Source organism: Ramlibacter sp. MMS24-I3-19, assembly GCF_050320135.1.
Taxonomy (GTDB): domain Bacteria; phylum Pseudomonadota; class Gammaproteobacteria; order Burkholderiales; family Burkholderiaceae_C; genus Ramlibacter.
Genome location: NZ_CP190017.1, coordinates 3,118,653 through 3,141,704 on the forward strand (window position 1 = coordinate 3,118,653; position 23,052 = coordinate 3,141,704).

The following is a 23,052-nucleotide window of genomic DNA, read 5'->3' on the forward strand; positions in this document are numbered from 1 at the left end:
TCACACCGCGAGGTGCTGCGCCAGCACGTCGGGCCGCGATCGCAGCTCCTGCGATGTCCCGCTGAACACCACTTCGCCCTTCACCAGGATCAGGTTGCGGTCGGTGAGCTGGGTGACGTGCTTCCAGTTCTTGTCGACGATCACGCTGGAGATGCCGCTCTCGCGGATCAGGCCGCAGATGCGCCAGATCTCGCGGGCCACCAGCGGCGCCAGGCCCTCGGTCGCCTCGTCGAGGATCAGGACGTCGGGATTGGTCATCAGCGCGCGGCCGATGGTCAGCATCTGCTGCTCCCCGCCCGACAGCTGCTGGCCGCCATGCGACAGCCGCTCCGCCAGGCGCGGGAAGGTCTGGAGCACGCGTTCATAGGTCCAGTCGCGCTGGCCACGGGTGCCCGGCCGCGCGGCCATCTGCAGGTTCTCGACCACCGAGAGATTGCCGAAGATGCCGCGGCCTTCGGGCACGTAGGCGATGCCGCATTGCGCGATGTCGTAGGTCGGACGCTGCGTCATGTCGCGGCCGGCCACGTGCACCGTGCCCTCGCGCGGCCGCACGAGGCCCATGAGCGTCTTGAGCAGCGTGCTCTTGCCCATGCCGTTGCGGCCCATGAGCCCGATGGTCTCGCCGCGCCGCACGTGGAAATCGATGCCACGCAGCACGTGGCTCTGGCCGTAGTACGTGTGCAGGCCGCGAGCGTCGACGAGGAGGTCGTTGTTCACACGTGCTCCTCGCCCAGGTACGCGGCCTGCACGCCCGCATCCGTGCGGATCATCTGCGGCGGTCCGCTGGCAATCACCTGGCCGTTGACCATCACCGTGAGCTGGTCGGCCAGCGCGAAGACCGCGTCCATGTCGTGCTCCACCAGCAGGATGGCGTGTGCGTCCTTCAGGCGGTGCAGCAGTTGCACCATGCGTTCCGCTTCCGCCGTGCCCATGCCGGCCAGCGGTTCGTCCAGCAGCAGCACGCTTGGCGCGGTGGCCAGCGTCATCGCTATCTCCAGCTGGCGCTGCTCGCCATGGCTGATGGTGCCGGCGAGGACGTCGCGTCGGGACGCCAGGCCGGCCAGTTCGAGCGCGCGTTGCGCCTGTTCGTTGACGGCCGCGAAGGACGTGGCCTTGCGCAGCCAGCGCGCGGGGTGCTGTGCGCGCGACTGCGCAGCGAGGCGCACGTTCTCCCACACGGTGAACGGAAGGAAGATGTTCGTCTTCTGGTAGCTGCGTCCGAGGCCCGCGCGTGCGATGGCTTCCGGGCTGCGGCCCGTGATCTCGGTGCCGCCCAGGTGGATTGTGCCGCTGGTGGGCGGCAGGTCGCCCGAGAGCAGGTTGGTGAGCGTCGATTTGCCCGCGCCGTTGGGGCCGATGACGGCATGGATGCGGCCGCGCCAGAGGTCCACCGAGACATCGTTCACCGCGGCGAGTCCGCCGAATCGCTTGGTGAGATGCGCGGCCGAGAGCAGCACGTCGTCAGCCACCGTCCTGCCCCTTGCCACGCATGGCGCGTTCGACGAGCCCAAGCAGCCCGCGCGGCGCGAAGGCCACCACGGCGACGATGAAGAGTCCCATCCACAGCTGCCAGTGCTTGCCGGCATCGAAGCCGCCGACCTGCGGCAGGTCCTTGAACCAGTGCAGCAGCCACTCGAAGGCGAAAGCGCCGACCACCGCGCCGGCGAAGTTGCCCATGCCGCCGAGGATCACCATCATGATCGCGTGCGCGCTCATCTGGAATCCCATCAGCTCGGGATTCACGAAGCCGGTCTGCGCGGCCCACAGATAGCCCGCCAGGCCCGCCAGCGCGCCAGCCAACGTGAACGCCGCGAGCTTGTAGCCGAAGGTGCCGTAACCCAGCGCGCGCATGCGGTGCTCGTTGATGCGGATGCCGGCCAGCACGCGGCCGAACGGGCTCCACAGCAGCCGGCGCAGGAACGCGTACACCAGCAGCAGGCAGGCGAGGGTGAAGAAGTAGAAGACGCGCTTGTTCTCCAGGTCGAACAGCTTCGCGTCCGGCTTGAAGTTGATGTACAGGCCGTCGGAGCCGCCCAGCGGCTTGTTGTCGAAGAACAGGTAGAACACCATCTGCGCGAACGCCATGGTGACCATGATGAAGTAGATGCCGTGCGTGCGGACGACGAAGAAGCCGATCACGAGGGCAGCGAGTGCGGACGCAGCCATCGCGGCCGGCAAGGTCCACCACAGCGACACGGGCTCGGCCTGCGGCATCAGGAAGGCGAGGGTGTAGCCCGCCAGCCCGAAGAACGCGGCATGTCCCAGCGACACCAGGCCCGTCACGCCCTGCAGCAGGTCGAGGCTCATGGCAAAGATGGCCAGCACCATCATGCGGGCGACCATCTGGCTGTAGAAGTCGGTGGCCATGAAGGGGCAGGCGACCAGGGCCACTAGTCCGAGCGCCAGCAGCACCTGCAGGCTGCGCGGCAGCACTTCGAGATGGGACTTGGCGGTGCTCATTGCCGGAACAGGCCTTCCGGGCGCCACAGCAGCACGGCCGCCATCAGCATGTAGACCAGCATGCCCGAGACCTGCGGCAGCAGCACCTTGCCGAACGTGTCGACCGTGCCCACGAGCAGTGCCGCCACCAGCGCGCCACGCACCGAGCCGATGCCGCCGATCACCACCACGACGAAGCACATGATCAGCACCTGCGATCCCATGTTGGGGTACACGCTGGAGATCGGCGCGGCGATCATGCCGGCCACGGTGGCCAGGCCGACGCCCAGCGCGAACACCACGGCGTGGATGCGCTTGATGTTGACGCCCAGCGCTTCGGCCATCGCGTGGTTCGACGCACCGGCGCGGATCTTCATGCCCAGCCTCGTCTTCGAGATCAGCGCATAGAGGCCAAGCGCCAGCGCGATGCACACCGCGGACATGAAGAGCCGGTACACGGGGTAGGACAGGTTGTCCGTCAGCGGCACCGATGCGGCGAGCGCAGCGGGGACGCCCACGCCATGCACGTCGTCGCCCCAGAGGATGGAGCGCAGTTCCTCGAAGACGTAGATCAGGCCGAAGGTGAGGAGCACCTGGTCGAGATGGTCGCGGTGGTAGAAGTGCCGGAACAGCAGGCGCTCCAGCAGCAGGCCGAAGGCGACCGCGATCACCGCGCCCACCGCGATGGCCAGCGGCAGGTTGCCAAGCCGGCTGGAGAGCCACCACGCGAGGTAGGCCCCCAGCATGTAGAAGCTGCCGTGCGCGAGGTTGACGACGCCCATGATCCCGAAGATCAGCGTCAGGCCGGCGGCCAGCATGAACAGCAGCAGCCCGTACTGGACGCTGTTCAGCAACTGGATCAGGAAATTCGCGAGGTCCATCCGGGAGGCGGGCAAAAAAATGGGAGGCGTGAACCTCCCAGGGGAGCGAGCAGGAGGCGTGTCCTCAGGCGTTCAACTTGCAGCCGGCGCCCGAATCCGCCAATGCCTTGGCCGCCACGCCGACGACCTTGTTCTCGCCCTTTTCCACGCGGCGCAGGTAGATGTCCTGCACCGGGTTGTGCGCCTTGCTCATGGTCCACTTGCCGCGCGGGCTGTCGATGGTGGCCGACTCCAGCGCCTTGTACAGCGCCTGCTTGTTGCCGATGTCGCCCTTGACCGCGGCGGCGCCCTGTTCGAGCAGCAGTCCGGTGTCATAGCCCTGCACGGCATAGACGTCCGGCTGCATCTTGAAGCTCTTGGCGTAGTCGAGGCGGAATTTCTGGTTGCGCGGCGTGTCGAGCGAGTCGCTGTAGTGCATCGTGGTCATGATGCCCTCGGCCGCAGGACCGGCCGCGTCGAGCACGCCTTCGGTGAGGAAGCCAGAGCCCCACAGCGGGATCTTGTCCTTCAGGCCCGCGGCGGCGTAGTCGCGGATGAACTTGGCGGCACCGCCGCCAGCGAAGAAGCAGGCCACGGCATCGGGCCGCAGCGAGGCGATCTCGGTGAGCAGCGCCTGGAACTCCACGTTCGGGAAGGGCAGGCCAAGTTCCTTGACGATGGTGCCGCCGGCCTTGGTGTAGCTCTCCTTGAAGCCCTCGAAAGCTTCGTCGCCCGCCGCGTACTTCCACGTGATCCACACGGCCTTCTTCAGGCCCTTGTCCATCATCGGCTTGCCGAGCGCGAGCGTCGGCTGGCTGTTGGTGAACGAGGTGCGGAACACGTTGGGCGCGCACAGGGCGCGCGTGGCTGCATGCACGCCGGCGTTGGGGATCAGGTTCAGCACGCCGGACTCGCGCGCGACGCGCTGGATGCCCATCTGCACGCCGGAGTGCACGGTGCCGATCAGGACATCGACCTTGTCACGTTGCACGAGACGATTTGCGTTCTCCACGCCCTTGGACGGCTCGGACTCGTCGTCGACCTTGAACCATTCGATCTCGCGTCCGCCGAGCTTGCCGCCTTTCTCGTTGATCGCCATGCGCACGCCGTTCTCGATGGCGACGCCCAGCTGCGCGAAGGTGCCCGTGTAGGGCAGCATGAAGCCGACCCGCACCTTGTTCGATTGCGCACGCACGATCTGCGGCAGCAGCAGGCCCGCGGAGGCGGCGCCCACGACGGCGGCGCTGCGGGACAGGACGAGGCGGCGGGTGGTCATTCTTCGGTCTCCGGTGACTGTTGTGGCTCCGTCGGTTTTGTACCGCAGCGTGCGCTGCGCCGCACCATGAGTTACCCCAATGATGGCCGCGCGTGCGCGCTGCTCAGCGAGCGGCCGCGCGCAGCTTGAAGCGCTGGATCTTTCCGGTCGCCGTCTTCGGCAACTCCGGCACGAACTCGATCCATCGCGGGTACTTGTAGGGCGCGAGCTGGTTCTTCACGTGCTGCTGCAGGTCCGCGGACGAGGCCTGCTGCCCCGGCTTGAGCACCACGTAAGCCTTGGGCTTGACAAGCTGGTCCTCGTCCGCCACGCCGATCACCGCGGCTTCGAGAACCGCCGCATGCGTGGCGAGCGATGCTTCGACTTCGAACGGCGACACGTAGATGCCGCCCACCTTCAGCATGTCGTCGCTGCGCCCGCCGTAGGTGTAGTAGCCGTCGGCATCGCGCGTGTACTTGTCGCCGCTGCGGGTCCACTCGCCGGCGAATGTCGCCTTGGTCTTGGCGCGGTTGTTCCAGTACATCAGCGCCGCGCTCGGTCCGTTGATCTGCAGCTCGCCGATCTCGCCCGTGCCGCACTCCCGGCCATCGTCGCCGACGATGCGCAACTCGTAACCCGGCACCGCCTGGCCCGTGGTCCCGTAGCGCACCTGGCCAGGCCGGTTGGACAGGAAGATGTGCAGCATCTCCGTCGAGCCGATGCCGTCCAGGATCTCGCAGCCGTACTCCGCGGTCCAGCGTTTGCCGATGTCGGCGGGCAGCGCCTCGCCCGCGCTGGTGCACACGCGCAGGCGCACGTCGGCACGCTTTGGTCGCGAGGGATCGGCCAGCAGCGCAGCAAAGAGCGTTGGCACGCCGTAGAAGATCGTCGGCTGGTGGGTGGTGATCACCTTGAACACCTCGGCCGGCGTCGGCCGCGAGGGCAACAGCACCGTGGTGGCGCCCACGCTCATGGGGAAGGTGAGGGCGTTGCCCAGGCCGTAGGCGAAGAAGAACTTGGCCGCCGAGAACACGACGTCGTCCTCGCGGATGCCCAGGACGCCACGGCCGTACAGCTCGGCGGTCTGGACCAGGTGGCTGTGCAGGTGCACCGTCCCCTTGGGCGTGCCCGTGGAGCCGCTCGAATACAGCCAGAAGCACGCATCGTCGCTGCAGGTGCCCGCGACCTCGTGCCGGTCGCTGCCGGAGGCGACGAGCGCGGCCACCGAGCGCGGGCCATCGTCGCCGGCGACGAACACATGCTCCAGCGTGCCGACGCTGCCCACCAGCGGTTCGAAGGCGGGCAGCAGCGGCCTGGAGACGAACAGCGCCCGGGCCCGCGAATCGCGCAGCATGAATGCGAAGTCAGTGGTCGTCAGCAGCGTGTTCGCGGCCACGGGGACCACGCCGGCGAGGATGCAACCGAGGAAGACCACGGGCCATTCAGGCGTGTCCAGCATGGCGATCAGCACGCGCGACTCGGGCGCGATGCCCTTGTCGCGCAGCGCATTGGCAAAGCGGTGTGCCTGCTCGCGCAACTGGCCATAGGTCATGCGCGTGCCACTCGCCGCATCGATGTACGCGACTTTCGACGTGCGCGCTGCGTTGCGTTCGAGCAGGTCGTGCGCCGCGTTGTAGTCGCGGGGAATCTCGACTCGTGGCGGGCTGGTGGTGTGGTCGGCGTGGCTCAGGCGCATGTGTCTCCTTGTTCTCGTCGCCGTGGGGATGCGGGCGAAGCCCGGTCTCAGGCCTCGGCGTTCTCGTCCGCCAGCGCCTGCGTGAGCCACTGGCGGCACCACGCGGTGCCTTCTTCCTCGGGCATCGTGCCGGCGCTGGCGTCGTGGCACCAGACCTCGCCGATGCGCTGCGCACCCAGACCCTGCAGGCGCTCGTCGAACTTCTTGCCGCCGAAGCAGAACGTCTGCATGTACGTGCGATCGCCCAGCGCGATCACGCCGTAGCGCACGTGGCCGAGGAACCTCGGCGTGGCGTCGAGGGAGTCGTACAGGCCGCGCGCGTTGTCGGGCACGTCGCCCGATCCGTACGTCGAGCTGCAGATGAGATAAAGCGCATCGGGCTCGTCGAAGGCCGAAATGTCCTGGCCGTCCATCAGCACCACCTCGATCTCGTCGACCAGGTCCGCGCAATCCATCTGGATCGCCTGTGCCACGTAGTCGGCGGTGCTGGTCATGGTGCCGACGAGGATCTTGAGCTTCATGGCTGTCTCACATGCAGTAAACTGCTTGACATGTCGATGGCAGGAAGTATAGTGCAATCCTCTTGCACGTCAAGACCGCCTCGATCCCCCCGCCATGCAACTCACTCCCGACCAGGACAGCCGCGCTACCCTCACGGAGCTGGGCGCCCGCGTGCGCGCCTGGCGTGCCCGCCGGGGCATGACCCGCAAGCAGCTTGCCCATGATTCCGGCCTGTCCGAGCGCTTCCTCGCCGACGTGGAAGCGGGCAAGGGCAACGTGTCGATCAACTCGCTCGAAGCCGCGGCGCGGGCGCTGAACATCACCATCCTCGAACTGCTCCAGGACGCGGCGCGGCCCGCCCTCGCTCGCGTGCACAACCTGCTGGGCCGGCTGGACGAGGCGCAACTCGAGAAGGCGCACGCCCTCATCGCGGATGCCTTCGGCCTCGCCGACGCGCATGGCCGCGAGCAGCGCATCGCGCTGATCGGCCTGCGTGGTGCGGGCAAGTCCACGCTGGGCGCGCAGCTGGCGGCCCAGCGCGGCGTGCCCTTCGTCGAACTCGATCGGGAGATCGAGCGCGAGGCGGGCACGAGCATGAACGAGATCCTGCTGCTGCACGGACAGTCGGGCTACCGCCGCTACGAGCGGCGCGCGCTGTTCCGCATCGCCGAGGACCATGCCGATGGCGTGGTGATGACCACCGGCGGCAGCATCGTGAGCGAGCGTGAGACGTTCGACCTGCTGCAAAGCCGCTTCTACTGCGTGTGGCTCAAGGCGAGCCCCGCGGAACACATGAGCCGCGTCGTTGCCCAAGGGGACATGCGGCCCTTCGACACCACGCGGGGCGCGACGGGCGAAGCGATGGAAGACATCCGCCGCATCCTGTCCAGCCGCGAGGCCCTGTATGCGCGAGCCGACGCGGTGGTCGACACCGCGGCCCGCACCGTGAAGCAATCGCTGAAGGACCTGGAGCGCGCCGTTCCGGCCCCGGCATCCATCCCCAAGGAGACCGCATGAACGCCATGACCGAGCCGCTGCTCTTCAAGCAGGGGGACCGCGAACTCGTGCGCTTCGCCACCCATCCGGCCCGCTATCGGCACTGGGCGCTCGCCGTCGACGGCGACGTGGCGCGCCTCAAGCTCGACATCGACGAGGAGGGCGGCATCAAGCCGGGCTACAAGCTCAAGCTCAACTCGTACGACCTGGGCGTCGACATCGAACTGCACGACGCGCTGAACCGCATCCGCTTCGAGCATCCCGGCGTGAAGGTGGTGGTGTTCGAGTCGGGCAAGGAAAAGATCTGGTGCTCCGGCGCCAACATCTACATGCTGGGTCTGTCGACGCATGCCTGGAAGGTGAACTTCTGCAAGTTCACCAACGAGACGCGCAATGGACTGGAAGACTCCTCGCGCCATGAAGGCCTGAAGTCCATCGCGGCCGTCACGGGTGCGTGCGCCGGCGGCGGCTACGAGCTCGCGCTGGCCTGCGACCGCATTGCGATGGTCGACGACCGCTCCAGCACCGTGAGCCTGCCCGAGGTGCCGCTGCTGGGCGTTCTTCCCGGCACCGGCGGCCTGACGCGCGTGACCGACAAGCGCAAGGTGCGGCGCGACCTGGCCGACATCTTCTGCACCACCAGCGAGGGTGTCCGTGCCGACCGCGCGAAGGACTGGCGCCTGATCGACGCCCATGCGAAGCCGCAGCAGTTCCCGCAGCTGGTGGCTTCCGAGGTGGAGGCGCTGCGCGCCCAATCCACCCGCCATGGTCCGCAGCAGGGCATCGAACTCACGCCGGTCGGCGGCACGATCGACGAGCAGGGCTACCACTACGACCTGGTCGACGTGCAGATCGATCGCAGCGCACGCGTCGCGACGCTGACGATCAAGGCGCCGGCCACGATGATCGAGTCCTCGGCCGACGCCATCGTCGCCGCAGGCGCGCAGTGGTGGCCGCTGAAGCTGGCGCGCGAACTCGATGACGCGATCCTCAACCTGCGCACCAACGAGCTGGAGATCGGCACCTGGGTCATCAAGACCCGCGGCGATGCGCAGCGCGTGCTGCAGGCCGACGCCGTGCTGGAGCAGCAGAAGGACCACTGGCTGGTGCGCGAGACGGTCGGCCTGCTGCGCCGCACGCTGGCGCGCCTGGACGTCACCAGCCGCTCGCTGATCGCGCTGGTCGACCAGGGCTCGTGCTTCGCCGGAACCTTCTACGAACTGGCGCTCGCCTGTGACCGCATCTACATGCTGGACCTGCCGGACGCACCCGATGCGGCACCGGTGCTGCGGCTGTCGCCAGCGAACTTCGGCCGCTATCCCGAGGTGAACGGCCTCACGCGCCTGCAGACGCGCTTCAACGAAGACGCCGCCACCATCGCGCAACTGCAGGGCCTGGGCGACAGCGCGCTGCGCGCCGACCAGGCGCTGGGCCTGGGCCTGGTGACGGTGGCGCCCGACGACATCGACTGGGACGACGAGATCCGCCTGATGCTCGAGGAGCGCGCGTCGCTCTCGCCCGATGCACTGACCGGCATGGAAGCTTCGTTGCGTTTTCCCGGCAAGGAGACGATGGAGACGCGCGTCTTCGGCCGCCTCTCGGCGTGGCAGAACTGGATCTTCATCCGCCCCAACGCCGTGGGCGAGGAGGGCGCGCTCAAGCTGTTCGGCACGGGCAAGAAGGCCCGGTTCGACTGGAAGCGCGTGTAAGACAGAAATCGGATTCCCAACGCAGAGGACACCGAGTGAGCGCAGAAGCCGCAGAGGAATTCATTGAAGGTGTTTTCTGCGTCCTCTGCGCTTGCTCTGCGTCTTCCGCGTCTGGGAGTCCGTCCCCGCATTTAGGAGTTGCCCCATGTCCACGATCGACCTGCAAGCCCTGATCCCCAACAACGTCGCCCTCGGCGACAACCGCCAGCTGCAGCGCGCGCTGGAACACTGGCAGCCCGCCTTCCTGCGCTGGTGGGACGAGATGGATCCAGCGACTTCAAGGCCAGCGATGTCTACCTTCGCACCGCCGTCGGCGTCGATGCGTCCGGCTGGGCGCAGTACGGCTACACGCCGATGCCGGAGTACCGCTGGGGCATCTTCCTGGCCGACCGGCAGGAGGGCCGCAAGATCGGCTTCGGCGACTTCATGGGGCAGGACGCATGGCAGGACGTGCCCGGCGAATTCCGCTCGACGTTCCGCCGCCTGATCGTCACGCAGGGCGACACCGAGCCCGCCTCGGTGGAACAGCAGCGCCTCCTGGGGCACACGGCGCCGTCGCTCTATGACCTGCGCAACCTGTTCCAGGTGAACGTGGAGGAGGGCCGCCACCTCTGGGCCATGGTCTACCTGCTGCATGCCTACTTCGGCCGCGACGGCCGCGAGGAGGCCGAGGAACTGCTGGAACGCCATTCGGGCGACCCCGACAAGCCGCGCATCTTGGGCACGTTCAACGAGCCGATGGACAACTGGCTGTCGTTCTTCATGTTCACGTATTTCACGGACCGTGACGGCAAGTTCCAGCTCAAGTCGCTGGCCGAGAGCGCGTTCGATCCGCTGTCGCGCACCTGCCAGTTCATGCTGACCGAGGAAGCGCACCACATGTTCGTGGGCGAGACCGGTGTCGGCCGCGTCATCAGGCGCACGCTGGAGGTGATGAAGGAGCTGGACACCGACGACTGGAAGAAGGTGCGCAATGCCGGCGCCATCGACCTGCCCACGATCCAGAAGTTCATGAACTACTGGTTCACCAGTTCGCTGGACCTGTTCGGGTCGGAGTCATCGTCGAACGCTGCCAACTACTTCAGCAACGGCATCAAGGGGCGGCCCGACGAGGCGAAGTTCGCCGACCACGTGGAGGCCGACACCGGCATGACCGTCCAGGTGCCGGATGGCAAGGGCGGCGTGAAGGAAGAGACCATCGCCGTGCGCAACGGCATCAACGAGATCACGCGGCTGGAGTACGCCAAGGACTGCAACATCGGCGTGACGCGCTGGAACATGCTGGTCAAGCGGGCCGGCGTGCCGTTCGAATTCAAGCTGCCGTCCACGCGCTTCCGCCGCCAGGTGGGTGCATGGGCCGGGCTGCACACCGACCTGCAGGGCAACCCGATCACGGCCGCCGAATTCGAGGCGAAGAAGGCCGACTGGCTGCCCGTCGACGACGACGTGCGATTCGTCAAGAGCCTGATGCAGCGGGTCACCGAGCCGGGGAAGATGGCGGCGTGGATCGCACCGCCCGACCGCGGCATCAATGCGCAGCCGGTCGACTATGAATACGTGAAGCTCTGATCCCGAGAACCTGTCGCGCGAAGCCGGCCTGGTGCCGGCTTTGTTATTGGTGTCGCTGAAAGCGCCGGCCTACCAGCTGTGGGAGGAGGCGCACTGGGATGCTTTCCCATGTCCCACGGCGAGCCGCCAGGTGATCACCCAAGCTGGGCGCACGCCTCGACGGCACACGTCGCGGCTTCACCTCAAGGAGATCACCATGAGCAGACTGCTTTCCATCCTCGTTGCCTCCCTGATCGCGGGCGGTGCCTTTGCGCAGACCACAGGCGTGACCAGCGCGACCTCCGGCGTGTCCGGCTCGACGTCCTCGAGCGGTGGCGCCTCGGTGCAGGCTCCGCCGACCGGCGCCGGCGCGACCACGGGTGGCACGCTGGGCGCCAGCGGCGGCGCCATCGTCGAGCCCGGCTCGACACCCGCGACCCGCGCGAGCTCGCAAAGCTCGGGCAGCACGTCTGCCAGCAGCTCGGCCAACCTCGGCGCGTCGTCGAGCACGGCCACCATGGGCGCACCTGCCGCGCCGGAGCAGGAGCGCCACGAGCGCCATCACCGCGACACGTCGACGGCCGACCGCGAGGCGACGTCGACGATGGGTAACCGCGACTGCCCGCCCGGACTTGCCAGGAAGGACAACGGCTGCCAGCCCCCGGGCCAGGCCAGGAAGCTCCACCACGACGTGCAACGCTGAGCGATGGGGAGGCGTCCTACCGGCGGGGCGCCTCCCGTCCCACGGCAACGAGCCCATCCAGCGTCAATGCTGCTGGGATAGACGAGGAGTGCACGATGACCCATCGATTCATTGCCGCAGCGCTGCTGGCCGCCCTGGCCGGTGTGGCACAGGCGCAGAGCGGAACCAGCCTTGGCTCCCTGAGCACGCAGACGCCTCCGCCAGGTGCCGGCAGCGAGACGCTGCCGCCTGGCCCGGCGCAGCGCAGCCTGCCGAGCCGGCCCTCGACCGCGTCGGTCCCGTCCGTCTCGGGCGGCGGCATGAACACGCCGGATAGCTCGGGGGTTCCGGGCAGCAGCAGCATCGGCAGCACGATTGACCCCAACGTGGGCGGCAGTGGCAGCGCAGGTCTGGCTGCGATGGGCGGCGGCATGGACATGTCCGGCGCTCCGGCGCGCGAGATGGGGTCCGGCGCGATGACCGATTGCCCGATGGGCACCACCCGCAAGATGGGCCTGTGCGTGCCCCATGGGCAGGCCCGCAAGAAGCAGCCCTGATCGGCCTTCAGTCGGGCGCGATGTTCGCGCCCCGTGACGCGAGCAGTTCGCGCAGCACCGAACGGTGGCAGCGCGCCTCGTTCTCGCAGTAGCAGCCGACGGCGAAGTTCGCGTGCTGCGACAGCGCGGCCAGCAGGTCCAGCGTGTGCGCTGCGTCAGGCGCCGCCATCTCGGCCTTGTACCTGCGCACGAACGCGGCCCATTCCTTGTCGGACTGCGCGGCCAGCGCGGACTGCACGTTCTCGGCGCTCGGCGCAAGGTTGGGGTACCAGACGTCATACCAGTCGTCGCTGGCGAAGCGTGCCTTGGGCACGCCGCGCGGCGGCCGCCGCACGGTGCCGATGCGCAGGCCTTCCCCGGCTGCGCGGGGCGTTCCCAGCCTCACGATGCGAATCGCCATGGAGCCTCCTTGCCACCGGCCGGTAGAATGCGGACCGTCGGAGCGTAGCGCAGTCTGGTAGCGCATCTGGTTTGGGACCAGAGGGTCGTAGGTTCGAATCCTATCGCTCCGACCATTCACTCCTCGCCTGCGGTCTCCGCGTTTCCTCGCAGACATCCGTCCCGTCTTCGCACCAACAATCGCTGGTCGGCGCATGCCACCACATCGAACCGCGGAGACTCGACACATGACCCTGAAACGACGCCACCTGTTGCAGGCCACCGGCGCTTCCGCGCTGCTCGCCGGCATCGGCCAGCATGCCTTCGCCCAGGCCGGCCTGGACACCGCCACCATCGTCACCGGCTTCGCTGCCGGCGGCACGTCGGACACCACCTGCCGCCGCATCGCGCAGCGCATGCAGCCGGACTACGCCAAGGCCGTGGTGGTGGAGAACCGCACCGGCGCGGGCGGGCAGATCGCGGTGACGTACGTGAAGGGCCGGCCCGCCGACGGCGCGACCATCCTGCAGACGCCCACGTCGATGCTCACCATCTACCCGCACATCTACCGGAAGCTGCCTTACGACCCGGTGGCCGACCTCACGCCGGTGAGCCTGGCGTGCGTGTTCGACTTCGGCTTCGCCGTGGGACCCGCCGTGCCGGCCAGCATCAAGACCGTGCCCGAGTTCCTCGGGTGGGCCAAGGCCAACCCGAACGGCGCCAACTTCGGCTCGCCCGCTGCGGGCTCCACGCCGCACTTCATCGGCGCGCTGCTCGGCAAGCAGGCGGGCGTGGAGCTCAAACATGCCGCGTACCGCGGCACGCAACCCGCGATGCTGGACCTGCTGGGCGGCAACATCTCCGCGGTGTCGGGCCCCATTGGCGACATCATCCAGCACCTGTCGACCGGCAAGGTGCGCATCCTCGGCGTGTCGGGCGCCAAGCGCAGCCGCTTCGCGCCGGACGTGCCCACCTTCGGGGAGCAGGGCATCGCCAACATGGCGCACAGCGAGTGGTTCGCGTTCTTCCTGCCGGCCAAGGCCGCGCCGGACGTGGTGAACCGGCTGAACACGGCGATGAAGTCGGCGTTGGCCCAGAAGGACGTGATCGATGGCCTCGCGGGTTTCGGCCTCGAGGCGATGTCGTCCACGCCGAACGAACTGGCGGACCTGCTCAAGCGCGACACGGCCAAGTGGGGCCCGATCGTCAAGCAGGTCGGCTTCACCGCCGAGAACTGAGGAGCCTTTCGCGGCGGGCGAGCACAACGACTCGCGGGCCGCACGACCCGCGCATGGACCGTCGCCATTTCCTGCAGCACTCCGGTGCACTTCTCGCCGCGGCTTCGGCCGCATCGTCCGCTCGCGCGGGAACGGCATTCGCAGCTCCCGCGCCGCTGGCGCCGATCCGCGCCACGCCCGACCGACTGATCGACATCTCCGTGTGCACGCGGCCGTTCCGTCCGCAGGGGCCGCGCATCGAGGCCGAGCAGCGGTACGGCAAGACGCTGGTCCACAACTACGGGCACGGCGGCAGCGGCTGGTCGCTGTCCTGGGGTTCGGCGCGCATGGCCATCGCCATGGCGCTGACCACGCGCGAGAAGTACCTGGCCGTCATCGGCTGCGGTGCCATCGGCCTCACGTCGGCACGTGTGGCGCAGCGCGCCGGCCTCCGCGTCCGCATCTACTGCAAGGAGCGGCCGCCCGAGGTGCGGTCGTCGCTGGCCTCGGGCGTGTGGTCGCCCGATTCGCGCATCTGCAGCAGCGAGCACGCCACGCCGGCCTTCGCCGAGCGCTGGGAGGCAATGGCCCGCGCCTCGTTCAAGACCTACCAGTCGCTGCTCGGACTGCCTGGCGATCCCGTGAGCTGGCATGACGGCTACGTGCTGTCGGACGTACCGTTCGGCGAGCCATTGCCGGCAACCGAGGACAACGGCGAGCCCGATTACCCCGACCTCGAGTCACGCTTGCGCGACATCCGGCCGCTGTCGGTGGCGCTGTCCGCCGACGAGCATCCGTTCCGGGTGCCGCATGTGCGGCGCTACACCCAGATGGTGTTCAACATCGCCAGCTACTCGCGGCTGCTGATGGAGGACTTCTTCCGCGAGGGCGGCGAGATCGAGCAGCGCGAGTTCGTGCATCCCCGGCAGTTGGCCGGGCTGCGCGAGCGCACCATCGTCCACGCGACGGGCTACGGCGCGCGGGCCCTGTTCGGCGACGACTCGCTGGTGCCGGTGCGCGGCCAGACCGCAAGGCTGGTGCCGCAGCCCGAGGTGGACTACGGCCTGAGCTGGCGCGGCCACAACCTCTTCGTCGTGCCGCGGCGCGACGGGATCCTGGTGCAGGCCCAGGGGCCGCACGACTGGAACAACGAGGACGTGCAGGTCGATCGCCCGCTGTCCGAGGATGCGGTGGCTCGCCTGGCGGCGGCCTTCGCACCGCGATCCTGAGCCAGGCTCACCCGGCACTCGCGCGGGCAGCCGGCGCCTTGCTGCTCGCGGCCACCTCGATGTAGATGCGGCCCACCTTCGGGAATCGCTGGCGCACGCGCGCCTCGATGCGCGCGATGGCGGCGGCGATCTCGCGTGCAGGCGTGTGGTCGTCGAACACCACGCTGGTGGTCACCAGGACTTCCTCCGGGCCGATGTACATCGACAGCACCGGCCCGATGTCACGCGCGGCGGGCTCTTCGCGCACGATGGCCCGGATCGCATCGGCTGTCTCGGGGCGGATCCCTTCGCCGACCAGCAGTCCGCGCGACTGCTGGATCAGGAGCACGGCAACGCCGGCCAGCAGGATGCCGATGAGGATGGAGGCCACGCCGTCGAGGGCCGGCATGTCGAATCGGTGGCTGAGGTAGACGCCTGCGGCCGCGATGGCCAGTCCGGCCAGTGCCGCGGAGTCTTCCGCCACGACGGTGTACGCGGTCGGATCCTTGCTGGCCTGCAGCGCTTCCCACACCGGCTGCTTGCCGCGCTCGCGTGAGAACGCGCGCCATCCCAGGCTGAAGCTGATGCCTTCGAAGACGGCCGCGCAGGCGAGGACCACGTAGTTCCAGAACGGGTCCGTCATCTCCACGGGCGTGCGCAGGTGCACGATGCCCTCGTAGAGCGACACGCCGCCGCCGAGCCCGAAAATCAGCACGCCGACGATGAGGCTCCAGAAGTACAGCTCCTTGCCGTGGCCGAACGGATGCTCCGCCGTGGCCGGCCGGCCGCTGCGATGCATGCCGACCAGCAGCAGGGCGCCATTGCCGGTGTCCACCAGCGAATGCACGCCCTCGGACAGCATCGCCGAGCTGCCGGTGATGCCGGCGACGGCGAACTTGGTGATGGCGATCGCGACGTTGGCCGCGATGGCGCCGTAGACGGCAGTCTTGGACTCAGCCACGAACGATTCCTGCAGGGATGGCCCCATTGTTCGCGGCGCCCCGCGGCCGATTGACCCGGACGGATGGTCCACGCGGTGTCGGACGGCGTCGGCATCGGCACCTTGCCGATGGGTGCCGGAAGGTGCTGCGTGGATCCTTCAGTGGCAGCCTACAAGCATCGCGGGCGCGCCCCGTGCACGATGGCCGCAAAGGCAGCGCATGCACAGGCACTGGATGGAAGCACGATGAGTCCGGCATTGCAGGCGGGAGGATGGGGCCTGCTGGCCGGCGGTGCCCTCGTGCTGGGTGCGGCGGTGGCCTGGTTCGTGCGGGTGCCGCCGCGGCTGATCGCCGCCGTGATGGCCTTCGGTGCCGGCGTGCTGATCTCCGCGCTGGCTTTCGAGCTGATGGAGGAGGCCTACGAGCGTGGCGGACTGCTGTCCACCGGCGCCGGCTTCATCGGGGGCGCCGCCATCTACACGCTGGCCAACTGGATGCTCTCGCGCCATGGCGCCAAGCACCGCAAGCGTTCGAACGCCCAGCCGTCGGAGTCCGAGGACAGTGGCAGCGGCGCGGCCATCGCCATCGGCGCTTTGCTCGACGGCATTCCCGAATCCATCGTCATCGGGCTGAGCCTGCTGAAGGGCGGTGCCGTGAGCCTGGTCGCGGTCATCGCCATCTTCCTGTCGAACATCCCGGAAGGCCTGTCGAGCGCTGCTGGCATGAAGAAGGCCGGCAGGTCGGCGGCCTACGTGTTCGGCGTCTGGATCGCCATCGCGGTCGCCTCCGGCGTTGCCTCCTGGGTGGGCTATGCGCTCTTCCGCGAGGTGTCCGCGGGATGGGTCGCTGCGACCACGGCCATCGCTGCCGGCGCGATCCTTGCCATGCTGGCCGACACCATGATCCCCGAGGCCTTCGCCCACACGCACGATGCCGCGGGCCTGATCACGGTCGTCGGCTTTTTCTGCGCCTTCGTGCTGTCCAAGCTGGGTGGGTGACGCGCCTGCCGCGCAGGTCAGCGCCCGGAGTGGCCGAGCGGCACGCGGGCGGATCGCTCGTCGGCATCGAGCATCGCGATCAGGGCACCCAGGTCGCGATCGAGCCGGGCCAGCACGCGCGCATCGAGCTGCGACAGTGCGGAGGGCAGGACGCCGGTGAAGGGGACCGGTGCCTTGCGCAGGGCCTTCGCACCCTTGGTCGACAGCTGCAGGCGCACGAGGCGCTTGTCGGCATCGACGCGATCGGACACGACGAGGCCATCTTCGAGCAGCGGCTTGAGCAGGTTGCTGGCCGTGGACTGGTGGATGTCCATCGCCTTGGCGAGCTGGCCCACGCCGATGCCAGGCTGGTCGCGAATGACGCTCAGCGCCCAGAGCTGGGCGCCGGCGATGCCGGCCCGCTTCTCCACGGCCCGGAAGTGCGCCTTGACGGCATTGAAGACGATGCGAAACCGGCGCAGCACGCGCACGGCGGAATCACTGAGCTCGACTTCCGGTGTCGCGCGGACGCGCGCCGGCTTCTTGGCGGAGGGCATGCGCAATCGTAAGCGCGGGCGCGACAAAAAGGACGCCCCCGAAGGGGCGGTCCGGAGCCGGACGACAGGGGTCCTCAGGGAACATGAAGAAACCGCTGCAAGGCATCGAGCAAACCTCGCAGCCGGATCATGCTATTCCATTTGTCCAAATGCGCATCCCGGGATTTTCCCCGGGCTTGATGCGACAATTTGGCCCGCCACCGGCCCCGTTCACCGCCGAGCTTCGCTATAGTGGCACCCTTCGCAGCGGCCCCATCCGATGGGCAGCCGTCCCGCGTCGCAGACCGATTTGCATGACGAAGACCCCCGTCCCCGACGAGGTCCGCCGCTTCATCCTCACCAGCATCCCGTCGGTTCCCTTCCTGGAAGCGCTGCTCCTGCTGCGATCCGGAGGTGCCCAGGGTTGGGACGCGAGGAGCGTCGCGCGCAGGCTCTATATCGACGACGTGCAGGCGTTCGCGCTGCTGCATGCACTGAGCGAGGCCGGCCTCGCTTCCGCCACGCCCGATGGCGGGTATCGGTACGCCCCGGCGGCCGAGGGCCTGCCACAGCTGATCGACGAACTCGCTGCCACATACTCGTCCAACCTGGTGGGCGTGACCGAGCTCATCCACTCGAGCATCGACAAGCGCGCGCTGCAGTTCGCCGATGCATTCCGCTGGAAGAAAGAGAACTAGCGATGGCGACGCTGATCTACTCCCTGTGTGCATTGACCAGCCTTGCCTGCGTCGTGTTGCTGTGGCGGGCCCAGCGCCGCTCCCGTTCGCGCCTGCTGTTCTGGACCGCGTGGTGCTTCCTGCTGCTCACCGTCAACAACGTGCTGCTCGTGCTCGACAAGGTGGTCTTCCCGGTGGAGGTGGACCTGCGCTTCTGGCGCCTGAGCACGGGCCTGGTCGCGGTGGCGCTGTTGCTGTATGGGCTGGTGATGGAGGAGAACTGACGATGGAACAAGTGATGCTTGGCGCAATCGCGGCCTGCTGCGCGACCGTCGCCCTGTTCTTCCTGCGGTTCTGGCGGCAGACGCGGGACCGCTTCTTTCTCCTGTTCGCGGCAGCCTTCGTGCTCGAAGCAGTCGACCGCCTCGGACTGGCCCTGATTCCCTATGCGGCCGAGGACGAGCCCGTGTTCTATATCGTGCGCCTCGTGGGCTACGGATTGATCCTGCTGGCGATCTGGCAGAAGAACCGCGGGCCCGCGCGCTGAGCATGCGTTTCATAACGCTGCAGCTGCGGTTCCTGGTTCCCCTGCTGGTGGTGCTGGGTGCGGCGGCGTACTTCTCGCTGCCGCTGATGGACCGGCTCACCCTGCGCTGGTTCGCGCGGGACCTGAACATGCGCGGTGCGCTGGTGGCCAACACGCTGTCCGAATCGATGTCCGAGGCGATCCAGGATCCGCGCGGCCGCAAGCTGCAGGCCCTGTTCGGCCGCGCCGTGCTGGACGAGCGCCTGGTCGCCATGGGGTGGTGTCCGCCCGGCGGCGGACTGGCCGTGCGCACGCCGACGTTCCCGCGCGACATGAGCTGCGCAGATGCCGAGCGCATCGCCAGCGAACCCGATCCGCAGCTGCGCATCGAGGGCGGTCCGGTGCACGTGAGCGTGCACGACGTGCAGGCCGAATCGGGTCCGGTGGGCCGCCTCGTGCTGATGCACGACCTGAGCTTCATCGACCGGCGCAGCCAGGACACGCGGCGCTACCTCATTTTCCTGATCGCGGGCCTGGGCGTCCTGATCGCGCTGGTGACCATGGTGGTGGCCCAGCTCAGCTGGCGGGGGTGGGTGCGCGGGACGCGCGCGCTCCTGCGCGGTGAAGGCCTGCTGCGTCCCATGGGCGCGGCCTCGCCGGAGCTCGAGCCCATCGCGCAGGAGCTGCGTACGCGCTTGCGCGACCTGGAGGACGAGTACCGGCGGGCGCGCACGCAGGAGTCCGACTGGTCGGCCACCCGCCTGCAGTCGCTGCTGCGCACGCAATTGAGTGGCGACCAGGTGATCGTGGTCTCCAACCGCGAGCCGTACATCCACGACCGCGGCCCCGGCGGCGAGGTGATCGTGCGCCGTCCCGCCAGCGGGCTGGTCACGGCGGTGGAACCCGTCATGCGCGCCTGCTCCGGCACCTGGATCGCGCATGGCGGCGGCAGCGCCGACCGCGACGTCGTCGACAAGCACGATCGCGTGGCACTGCCTCCGGGCGAGCCGGACTACCTGCTGCGGCGCCTGTGGCTCACCCCCGAGCAGGAGCAGGGCTACTACTACGGGTTCGCCAACGAGGGCCTCTGGCCGCTGTGCCACGTGGCGCACGTGCGTCCGGTATTTCGCGAATCGGACTGGCAGCAGTACCGCGAGGTGAACCAGCTGTTCGCCGATGCGGTGGTGGCGGAGGCGCGCGGCGAGGATCCGCTGGTGCTGGTGCAGGACTACCACTTCGCCCTGGTGCCCGCGATGGTGCGGCGCAAGCTGCCGCGCGCGACCATCCTCACGTTCTGGCACATCCCCTGGCCCAACCCCGAGTCGTTCGGCATCTGCCCCTGGCGCAACGAACTGCTCGAGGGCATGCTGGGCAGCAGCATCATGGGGTTCCACACGCCGTTCCACTGCAAGAACTTCATCGAGACGGTGGACCGGTTCCTCGAGGCGCGCATCGAGCACGAGCATTCGACCGTGACGCATCGTGGCGAGCACACGTTCGTCGAGAGCTATCCGATCTCGATCGAGTGGCCGTCGGCGCAGACCGTGGCGGGCTGGCCCTCGCCGCAGGCCTGCCGGCACTCGCTGGGCGTCGAGCTGGGCATTCCCGCGGACCACCGCCTCGCGGTCGGCGTCGACCGGTTCGACTACACCAAGGGGATTCTGGAGCGCCTGCATGCGGTGGAGCGCCTGCTGGAGAAGTACCCGCAGTGGCGTGACCGCTTCACGTTCGTGCAGGTGGCGGCGCCCACGCGCGCGATGCTCGAGGAGTACCAGTCCTTCCAGCAGCGCATCCAGGCGCTGGCCCGCCGCATCAACGAGCGCTACGCGACCGGTGGCCGCGACGTGGTGCGGCTGCTGGCGCGCCACCACGAGCACGACGAAGTGAACCGGCTTTACCGCGCCGCCGATGCGTGCCTCGTGACCAGCCTGCACGACGGCATGAACCTGGTGTGCAAGGAATTCGTCGCCGCGCGCGACGACGAGCAGGGCGTGCTGATCCTGAGCCGGTTTGCGGGTGCCGCACGCGACCTTCCCGAGGCGCTGCTGGTCAATCCGTACCACGTGGAGGAAATGGCCGACGCGCTGCACCAGGCGCTGACCATGCCGCACGCCGAACAGCGTGAGCGCATGGCTAGCCTGCGCAGCACGGTGCGTGAATTCAACGTGTTCCGCTGGGCCGGCCGCATGCTGACCGATGCGGCCCGCTGGCGCCTGCGGGAGCGAGTATCGCTGCGCGTGAAGCGCCACCGCGACGACACGCTGGCGTGACGGGCGAGCCGGAGGCCGGAAGGCCTACCGGTAGTACGCCTCCACCTTGCCCTTCAGCTTCAGCATCAGCGGCTGGCCCTTGCGGTCCACCGTCTTGCCGGCGGGCACGCGCACCCAGCCTTCGCTGATGCAGTACTCCTCGACGTCATGGCGGTCCTTGCCGTTGAAGCGGATGCCGACGTCGTGCTGGAACACTTCGGCGACATGGAACGGGCTGCGCGGGTCGGCGGAGAGGTGGTCGGGCAGGGGCGGGCGGTCGGGTGTGGTTTCCATGGGCCGCCATTGTGCAGAAGCCGCGGGCCATGCCTGAGTTCGGCGACGACAGCGCACTGCCGTCGAGCCACCACGGCACGGCGGTTTGCCGCAACATTGCGGGATGGCTTCTCCCTCGATCCCGAATGCAGAACTGATCCAGGCCGTGCTGGACGGCCACGTGGTGCAGGTCACGACCGGTGACGGCGGGCACTGGACGGACATGGACGCGAACGTGGCGGTGACGACGCTGGTGCGTGCCGCGCCCGGCCTGCGTTTCCGTCGCAAGCCGCACGCGCTGGTGGCCTGGTTGCCGGTGTACCGCAGCGACAAGGATGACGTCGGCATCGGCAACGTCTACCTGGATCGCTCCCACGTGCCGCGCGAGTTGCCCACGGGGCCCGTTGTGCGGTTGTTGCGGCTGGAACTCGATGCGCAGACGCTGGACTCGGCGACCGTCGTCATCGAGTCGCCGTGACCTGCGCCATCAACCCATGACGAGGATCTGCGCGATCACGCCCGTGCGCACGGCGACGAGCACGTAGTCGGGACCGACCTGCACCCACTCGTAGCCGCGCGGAGGGGCCGCGAGGCGGTGCGCGCGCCAGTCGTTGACGACATAGACATGGTCGCGGTACTCGGCGGGGATGCGGCCGCCGCGGTGCCATTCGGGCCCGCGGGCGCCGACATGCATCGGTTCGCGCATCTCGTGCTCCCACTGGCCACGTCCGCGATCGGGCTGCACCGGACCTTCGCGGCGCATCGGTTCCCGGGCCTCGCGATGCTCGGGGCCGCGGTGGTCATCGCGCGGTTGTGCGAGCGCGGGCAGCGCGCTGCCCGCGGCGAGTGCGACGATGACCGTCGCGAAGACATGTCTGCGGTGCATGGCGATCTCCTTGTGCTTGCAGGACCACCATGCTGTTGCCGGCGTTCGGGCCCCGTCGCGAAGCCCGCATCCCGCTGCCGCAAAGTTCGTAGCGGCGTGTAGCAGCTGCTCCGGACTCAGTGCGAGGCGGCAGTTTGCCGCTGGGTCGCGAACAGCTCGATGAGCGCCGCGTTGAACTGCGGGATGTCGTCGGGCTTGCGGCTGGAGACCCAGTTCCCGTCACGAACGACGGCCTGGTCGGTCCACTCGGCACCGGCGTTGCGCAGGTCGTCCTGCAGCGTGGGCCAACTGGTGAGCTTGCGACCCTTCACGAGGCCGGCGGAAACAAGCAGCCAGGGCGCGTGGCAGATGATGGCGAAGGGCTTGACATCGCGCTGCATCGCCTGCACGAAGCGCTGCGCATCCGGGTTGAGCCGCAGCGTGTCGGCGTTCATCACGCCGCCGGGCAGCAGCACCGCGTCGAAGTCGGCCGGGTCGGCCTTGTCCAGCGTGAGGTCCACGTCGAACTTGTCGGCGGGCTTGTCGTGGTTGAAGCCCTGGATCTGGCCGGGCTTGGCGGACACGATGCGCGCCTGTGCACCGGCCTGCTGCAGCGCCTTGCGTGGCTCCGCGAGTTCGGCCTGCTCGAAGCCGTCCAGTGCGAGGATCGCGACCGAGAGGCCGCTGAGGTCTTGGGTTGCCATGGTGTGTCACTCCTTTGCAGCCACGGTACCCCTCGGCCGCTTCCGCCGCTGTCGGCCCGTCCGGGAAGCAGCCGTAGGAGGTTGCGGGCCGGCCTTTCCTCGCGCCTGCGTGTGGGTTGCACTCCCGGAGCTACGCGGCGGTCCGCGGCGAAGATGCGAGAATCCGCGGGCTTTCCTGCTGCCCGTAGCTCAACTGGATAGAGCAGCTGCCTTCTAAGCAGCAGGTCGGGGGTTCGAGTCCCTCCGGGCAGGCCAGGT

At 68.3% G+C, this 23,052-nt stretch carries 25 protein-coding genes, 2 tRNA genes and 1 pseudogene; 15 read left to right on the forward strand and 13 right to left on the reverse strand.

Annotated features, from left to right (window positions below; translation table 11 throughout):
- The 7 genes from ACPWT1_RS15535 to ACPWT1_RS15565 all read right to left on the reverse strand — a co-directional run bounded on the left by ACPWT1_RS15535 (position 1) and on the right by ACPWT1_RS15565 (position 6,771).
- Positions 1 to 717: an ABC transporter ATP-binding protein gene (locus ACPWT1_RS15535; RefSeq protein WP_427912052.1), complete on the reverse strand. Its 717-nt coding sequence runs from the start codon at positions 715 to 717 to the stop codon at positions 1 to 3.
- Positions 714 to 1,469 (reverse strand): ABC transporter ATP-binding protein, encoded by a 756-nt coding sequence (locus tag ACPWT1_RS15540; protein ID WP_427912053.1) that lies wholly within the window; start codon positions 1,467 to 1,469, stop codon positions 714 to 716. Before ACPWT1_RS15540 ends, ACPWT1_RS15535 begins: the two co-directional genes overlap by 4 nt.
- Positions 1,462 to 2,460: a branched-chain amino acid ABC transporter permease gene (locus tag ACPWT1_RS15545; RefSeq protein WP_427912054.1), complete on the reverse strand. Its 999-nt coding sequence runs from the start codon at positions 2,458 to 2,460 to the stop codon at positions 1,462 to 1,464. The genes ACPWT1_RS15540 and ACPWT1_RS15545 overlap by 8 nt, the downstream gene beginning before the upstream one ends.
- Positions 2,457 to 3,320 carry a branched-chain amino acid ABC transporter permease gene (locus ACPWT1_RS15550; RefSeq protein WP_427912055.1) on the reverse strand — a complete coding sequence of 288 codons (864 nt, stop codon included), beginning with the start codon at positions 3,318 to 3,320 and terminating at the stop codon, positions 2,457 to 2,459. The genes ACPWT1_RS15545 and ACPWT1_RS15550 overlap by 4 nt, the downstream gene beginning before the upstream one ends.
- 64 nt (positions 3,321 to 3,384) lie before the next feature.
- Positions 3,385 to 4,575, reverse strand: coding sequence for an ABC transporter substrate-binding protein (locus tag ACPWT1_RS15555; RefSeq protein WP_427912056.1), 1,191 nt, complete (start codon positions 4,573 to 4,575; stop codon positions 3,385 to 3,387).
- A 103-nt stretch (positions 4,576 to 4,678) separates the two neighbouring features.
- Positions 4,679 to 6,250, reverse strand: coding sequence for a benzoate-CoA ligase family protein (locus ACPWT1_RS15560; protein ID WP_427912057.1), 1,572 nt, complete (start codon positions 6,248 to 6,250; stop codon positions 4,679 to 4,681).
- 47 nt (positions 6,251 to 6,297) lie between these two features.
- Entirely contained in the window at positions 6,298 to 6,771 is a 474-nt protein-coding gene (locus ACPWT1_RS15565) for a flavodoxin domain-containing protein (RefSeq protein ID WP_427912058.1), read from the reverse strand.
- Positions 6,772 to 6,865: 94 nt separating this feature from the next.
- Between ACPWT1_RS15565 and ACPWT1_RS15570 the strand changes: the two genes are divergently transcribed.
- The 5 genes and pseudogenes from ACPWT1_RS15570 (at position 6,866) to ACPWT1_RS15590 (ending at position 12,243) form a co-directional block, all read left to right on the forward strand.
- Positions 6,866 to 7,768 (forward strand): helix-turn-helix transcriptional regulator, encoded by a 903-nt coding sequence (locus ACPWT1_RS15570; RefSeq protein ID WP_427912059.1) that lies wholly within the window; start codon positions 6,866 to 6,868, stop codon positions 7,766 to 7,768.
- Entirely contained in the window at positions 7,765 to 9,456 is a 1,692-nt protein-coding gene (gene boxC / locus ACPWT1_RS15575; RefSeq protein WP_427912060.1) for a 2,3-epoxybenzoyl-CoA dihydrolase, read from the forward strand. Before ACPWT1_RS15570 ends, boxC begins: the two co-directional genes overlap by 4 nt.
- Before the next feature lie 145 nt (positions 9,457 to 9,601).
- Positions 9,602 to 11,025 (forward strand): annotated as a pseudogene (gene boxB, locus ACPWT1_RS15580) (benzoyl-CoA 2,3-epoxidase subunit BoxB).
- Between the two features lie 196 nt (positions 11,026 to 11,221).
- Positions 11,222 to 11,707 carry a hypothetical protein gene (locus ACPWT1_RS15585; RefSeq protein ID WP_427912061.1) on the forward strand — a complete coding sequence of 162 codons (486 nt, stop codon included), beginning with the start codon at positions 11,222 to 11,224 and terminating at the stop codon, positions 11,705 to 11,707.
- Between the two features lie 95 nt (positions 11,708 to 11,802).
- Complete coding sequence (locus tag ACPWT1_RS15590) at positions 11,803 to 12,243, forward strand: hypothetical protein (RefSeq protein WP_427912062.1); 441 nt, start codon at positions 11,803 to 11,805, stop codon at positions 12,241 to 12,243.
- A gap of 7 nt (positions 12,244 to 12,250) precedes the next feature.
- Here ACPWT1_RS15590 and ACPWT1_RS15595 read toward each other — a convergent pair whose 3' ends face one another.
- Positions 12,251 to 12,643 carry a DUF488 domain-containing protein gene (locus ACPWT1_RS15595; protein ID WP_427912063.1) on the reverse strand — a complete coding sequence of 131 codons (393 nt, stop codon included), beginning with the start codon at positions 12,641 to 12,643 and terminating at the stop codon, positions 12,251 to 12,253.
- Positions 12,644 to 12,681: 38 nt separating this feature from the next.
- On the opposite strand from ACPWT1_RS15595, the gene ACPWT1_RS15600 reads away from it, so the two are divergent.
- From ACPWT1_RS15600 to ACPWT1_RS15610, 3 genes are all read left to right on the forward strand, one after another.
- Positions 12,682 to 12,758 (forward strand) — tRNA-Pro (locus ACPWT1_RS15600).
- 111 nt (positions 12,759 to 12,869) lie between these two features.
- Positions 12,870 to 13,859 (forward strand): Bug family tripartite tricarboxylate transporter substrate binding protein, encoded by a 990-nt coding sequence (locus tag ACPWT1_RS15605; protein WP_427912064.1) that lies wholly within the window; start codon positions 12,870 to 12,872, stop codon positions 13,857 to 13,859.
- Between the two features lie 53 nt (positions 13,860 to 13,912).
- On the forward strand, positions 13,913 to 15,067 hold the full coding sequence (locus ACPWT1_RS15610; protein ID WP_427912065.1) for an FAD-dependent oxidoreductase: 1,155 nt from the start codon (positions 13,913 to 13,915) through the stop codon (positions 15,065 to 15,067).
- Positions 15,068 to 15,074: 7 nt separating this feature from the next.
- On the opposite strand, the gene ACPWT1_RS15615 is transcribed toward ACPWT1_RS15610, so the two are convergent.
- Positions 15,075 to 16,007, reverse strand: coding sequence for a cation diffusion facilitator family transporter (locus tag ACPWT1_RS15615; RefSeq protein ID WP_427912066.1), 933 nt, complete (start codon positions 16,005 to 16,007; stop codon positions 15,075 to 15,077).
- A gap of 225 nt (positions 16,008 to 16,232) precedes the next feature.
- Between ACPWT1_RS15615 and ACPWT1_RS15620 the strand changes: the two genes are divergently transcribed.
- Entirely contained in the window at positions 16,233 to 16,985 is a 753-nt protein-coding gene (locus tag ACPWT1_RS15620) for a ZIP family metal transporter (protein ID WP_427912067.1), read from the forward strand.
- Between the two features lie 17 nt (positions 16,986 to 17,002).
- On the opposite strand, the gene ACPWT1_RS15625 is transcribed toward ACPWT1_RS15620, so the two are convergent.
- A complete protein-coding gene (locus tag ACPWT1_RS15625; protein WP_427912068.1) occupies positions 17,003 to 17,521 on the reverse strand; it encodes a MarR family winged helix-turn-helix transcriptional regulator in 519 nt (172 codons plus the stop codon).
- 293 nt (positions 17,522 to 17,814) lie between these two features.
- On the opposite strand from ACPWT1_RS15625, the gene ACPWT1_RS15630 reads away from it, so the two are divergent.
- Genes ACPWT1_RS15630 through ACPWT1_RS15645 form a run of 4 tightly spaced genes read left to right on the forward strand, consistent with a single transcriptional unit; the run spans position 17,815 to position 20,973 of the window.
- Positions 17,815 to 18,198, forward strand: a complete 384-nt coding sequence (locus tag ACPWT1_RS15630; protein WP_427912069.1) for a hypothetical protein — start codon at positions 17,815 to 17,817, stop codon at positions 18,196 to 18,198.
- Positions 18,199 to 18,200: 2 nt separating this feature from the next.
- Positions 18,201 to 18,461 (forward strand): DUF5985 family protein, encoded by a 261-nt coding sequence (locus tag ACPWT1_RS15635; protein WP_427912070.1) that lies wholly within the window; start codon positions 18,201 to 18,203, stop codon positions 18,459 to 18,461.
- A gap of 2 nt (positions 18,462 to 18,463) precedes the next feature.
- A complete protein-coding gene (locus ACPWT1_RS15640; RefSeq protein WP_427912071.1) occupies positions 18,464 to 18,724 on the forward strand; it encodes a DUF5985 family protein in 261 nt (86 codons plus the stop codon).
- A 2-nt stretch (positions 18,725 to 18,726) separates the two neighbouring features.
- Positions 18,727 to 20,973: an alpha,alpha-trehalose-phosphate synthase (UDP-forming) gene (locus ACPWT1_RS15645; protein WP_427912072.1), complete on the forward strand. Its 2,247-nt coding sequence runs from the start codon at positions 18,727 to 18,729 to the stop codon at positions 20,971 to 20,973.
- Between the two features lie 24 nt (positions 20,974 to 20,997).
- On the opposite strand, the gene ACPWT1_RS15650 is transcribed toward ACPWT1_RS15645, so the two are convergent.
- Positions 20,998 to 21,246, reverse strand: a complete 249-nt coding sequence (locus ACPWT1_RS15650) for a DUF3297 family protein (RefSeq protein WP_427912073.1) — start codon at positions 21,244 to 21,246, stop codon at positions 20,998 to 21,000.
- Between the two features lie 103 nt (positions 21,247 to 21,349).
- Between ACPWT1_RS15650 and ACPWT1_RS15655 the strand changes: the two genes are divergently transcribed.
- A complete protein-coding gene (locus ACPWT1_RS15655) occupies positions 21,350 to 21,703 on the forward strand; it encodes a hypothetical protein (RefSeq protein WP_427912074.1) in 354 nt (117 codons plus the stop codon).
- A gap of 9 nt (positions 21,704 to 21,712) precedes the next feature.
- Here ACPWT1_RS15655 and ACPWT1_RS15660 read toward each other — a convergent pair whose 3' ends face one another.
- Entirely contained in the window at positions 21,713 to 22,111 is a 399-nt protein-coding gene (locus ACPWT1_RS15660; protein ID WP_427912075.1) for an RcnB family protein, read from the reverse strand.
- Between the two features lie 116 nt (positions 22,112 to 22,227).
- Positions 22,228 to 22,794 (reverse strand): type 1 glutamine amidotransferase domain-containing protein, encoded by a 567-nt coding sequence (locus ACPWT1_RS15665; protein ID WP_427912076.1) that lies wholly within the window; start codon positions 22,792 to 22,794, stop codon positions 22,228 to 22,230.
- Between the two features lie 178 nt (positions 22,795 to 22,972).
- On the opposite strand from ACPWT1_RS15665, the gene ACPWT1_RS15670 reads away from it, so the two are divergent.
- Positions 22,973 to 23,049: transfer RNA gene (locus ACPWT1_RS15670), tRNA-Arg, on the forward strand.
- The last annotated feature ends 3 nt before the right edge of the window (positions 23,050 to 23,052 follow it).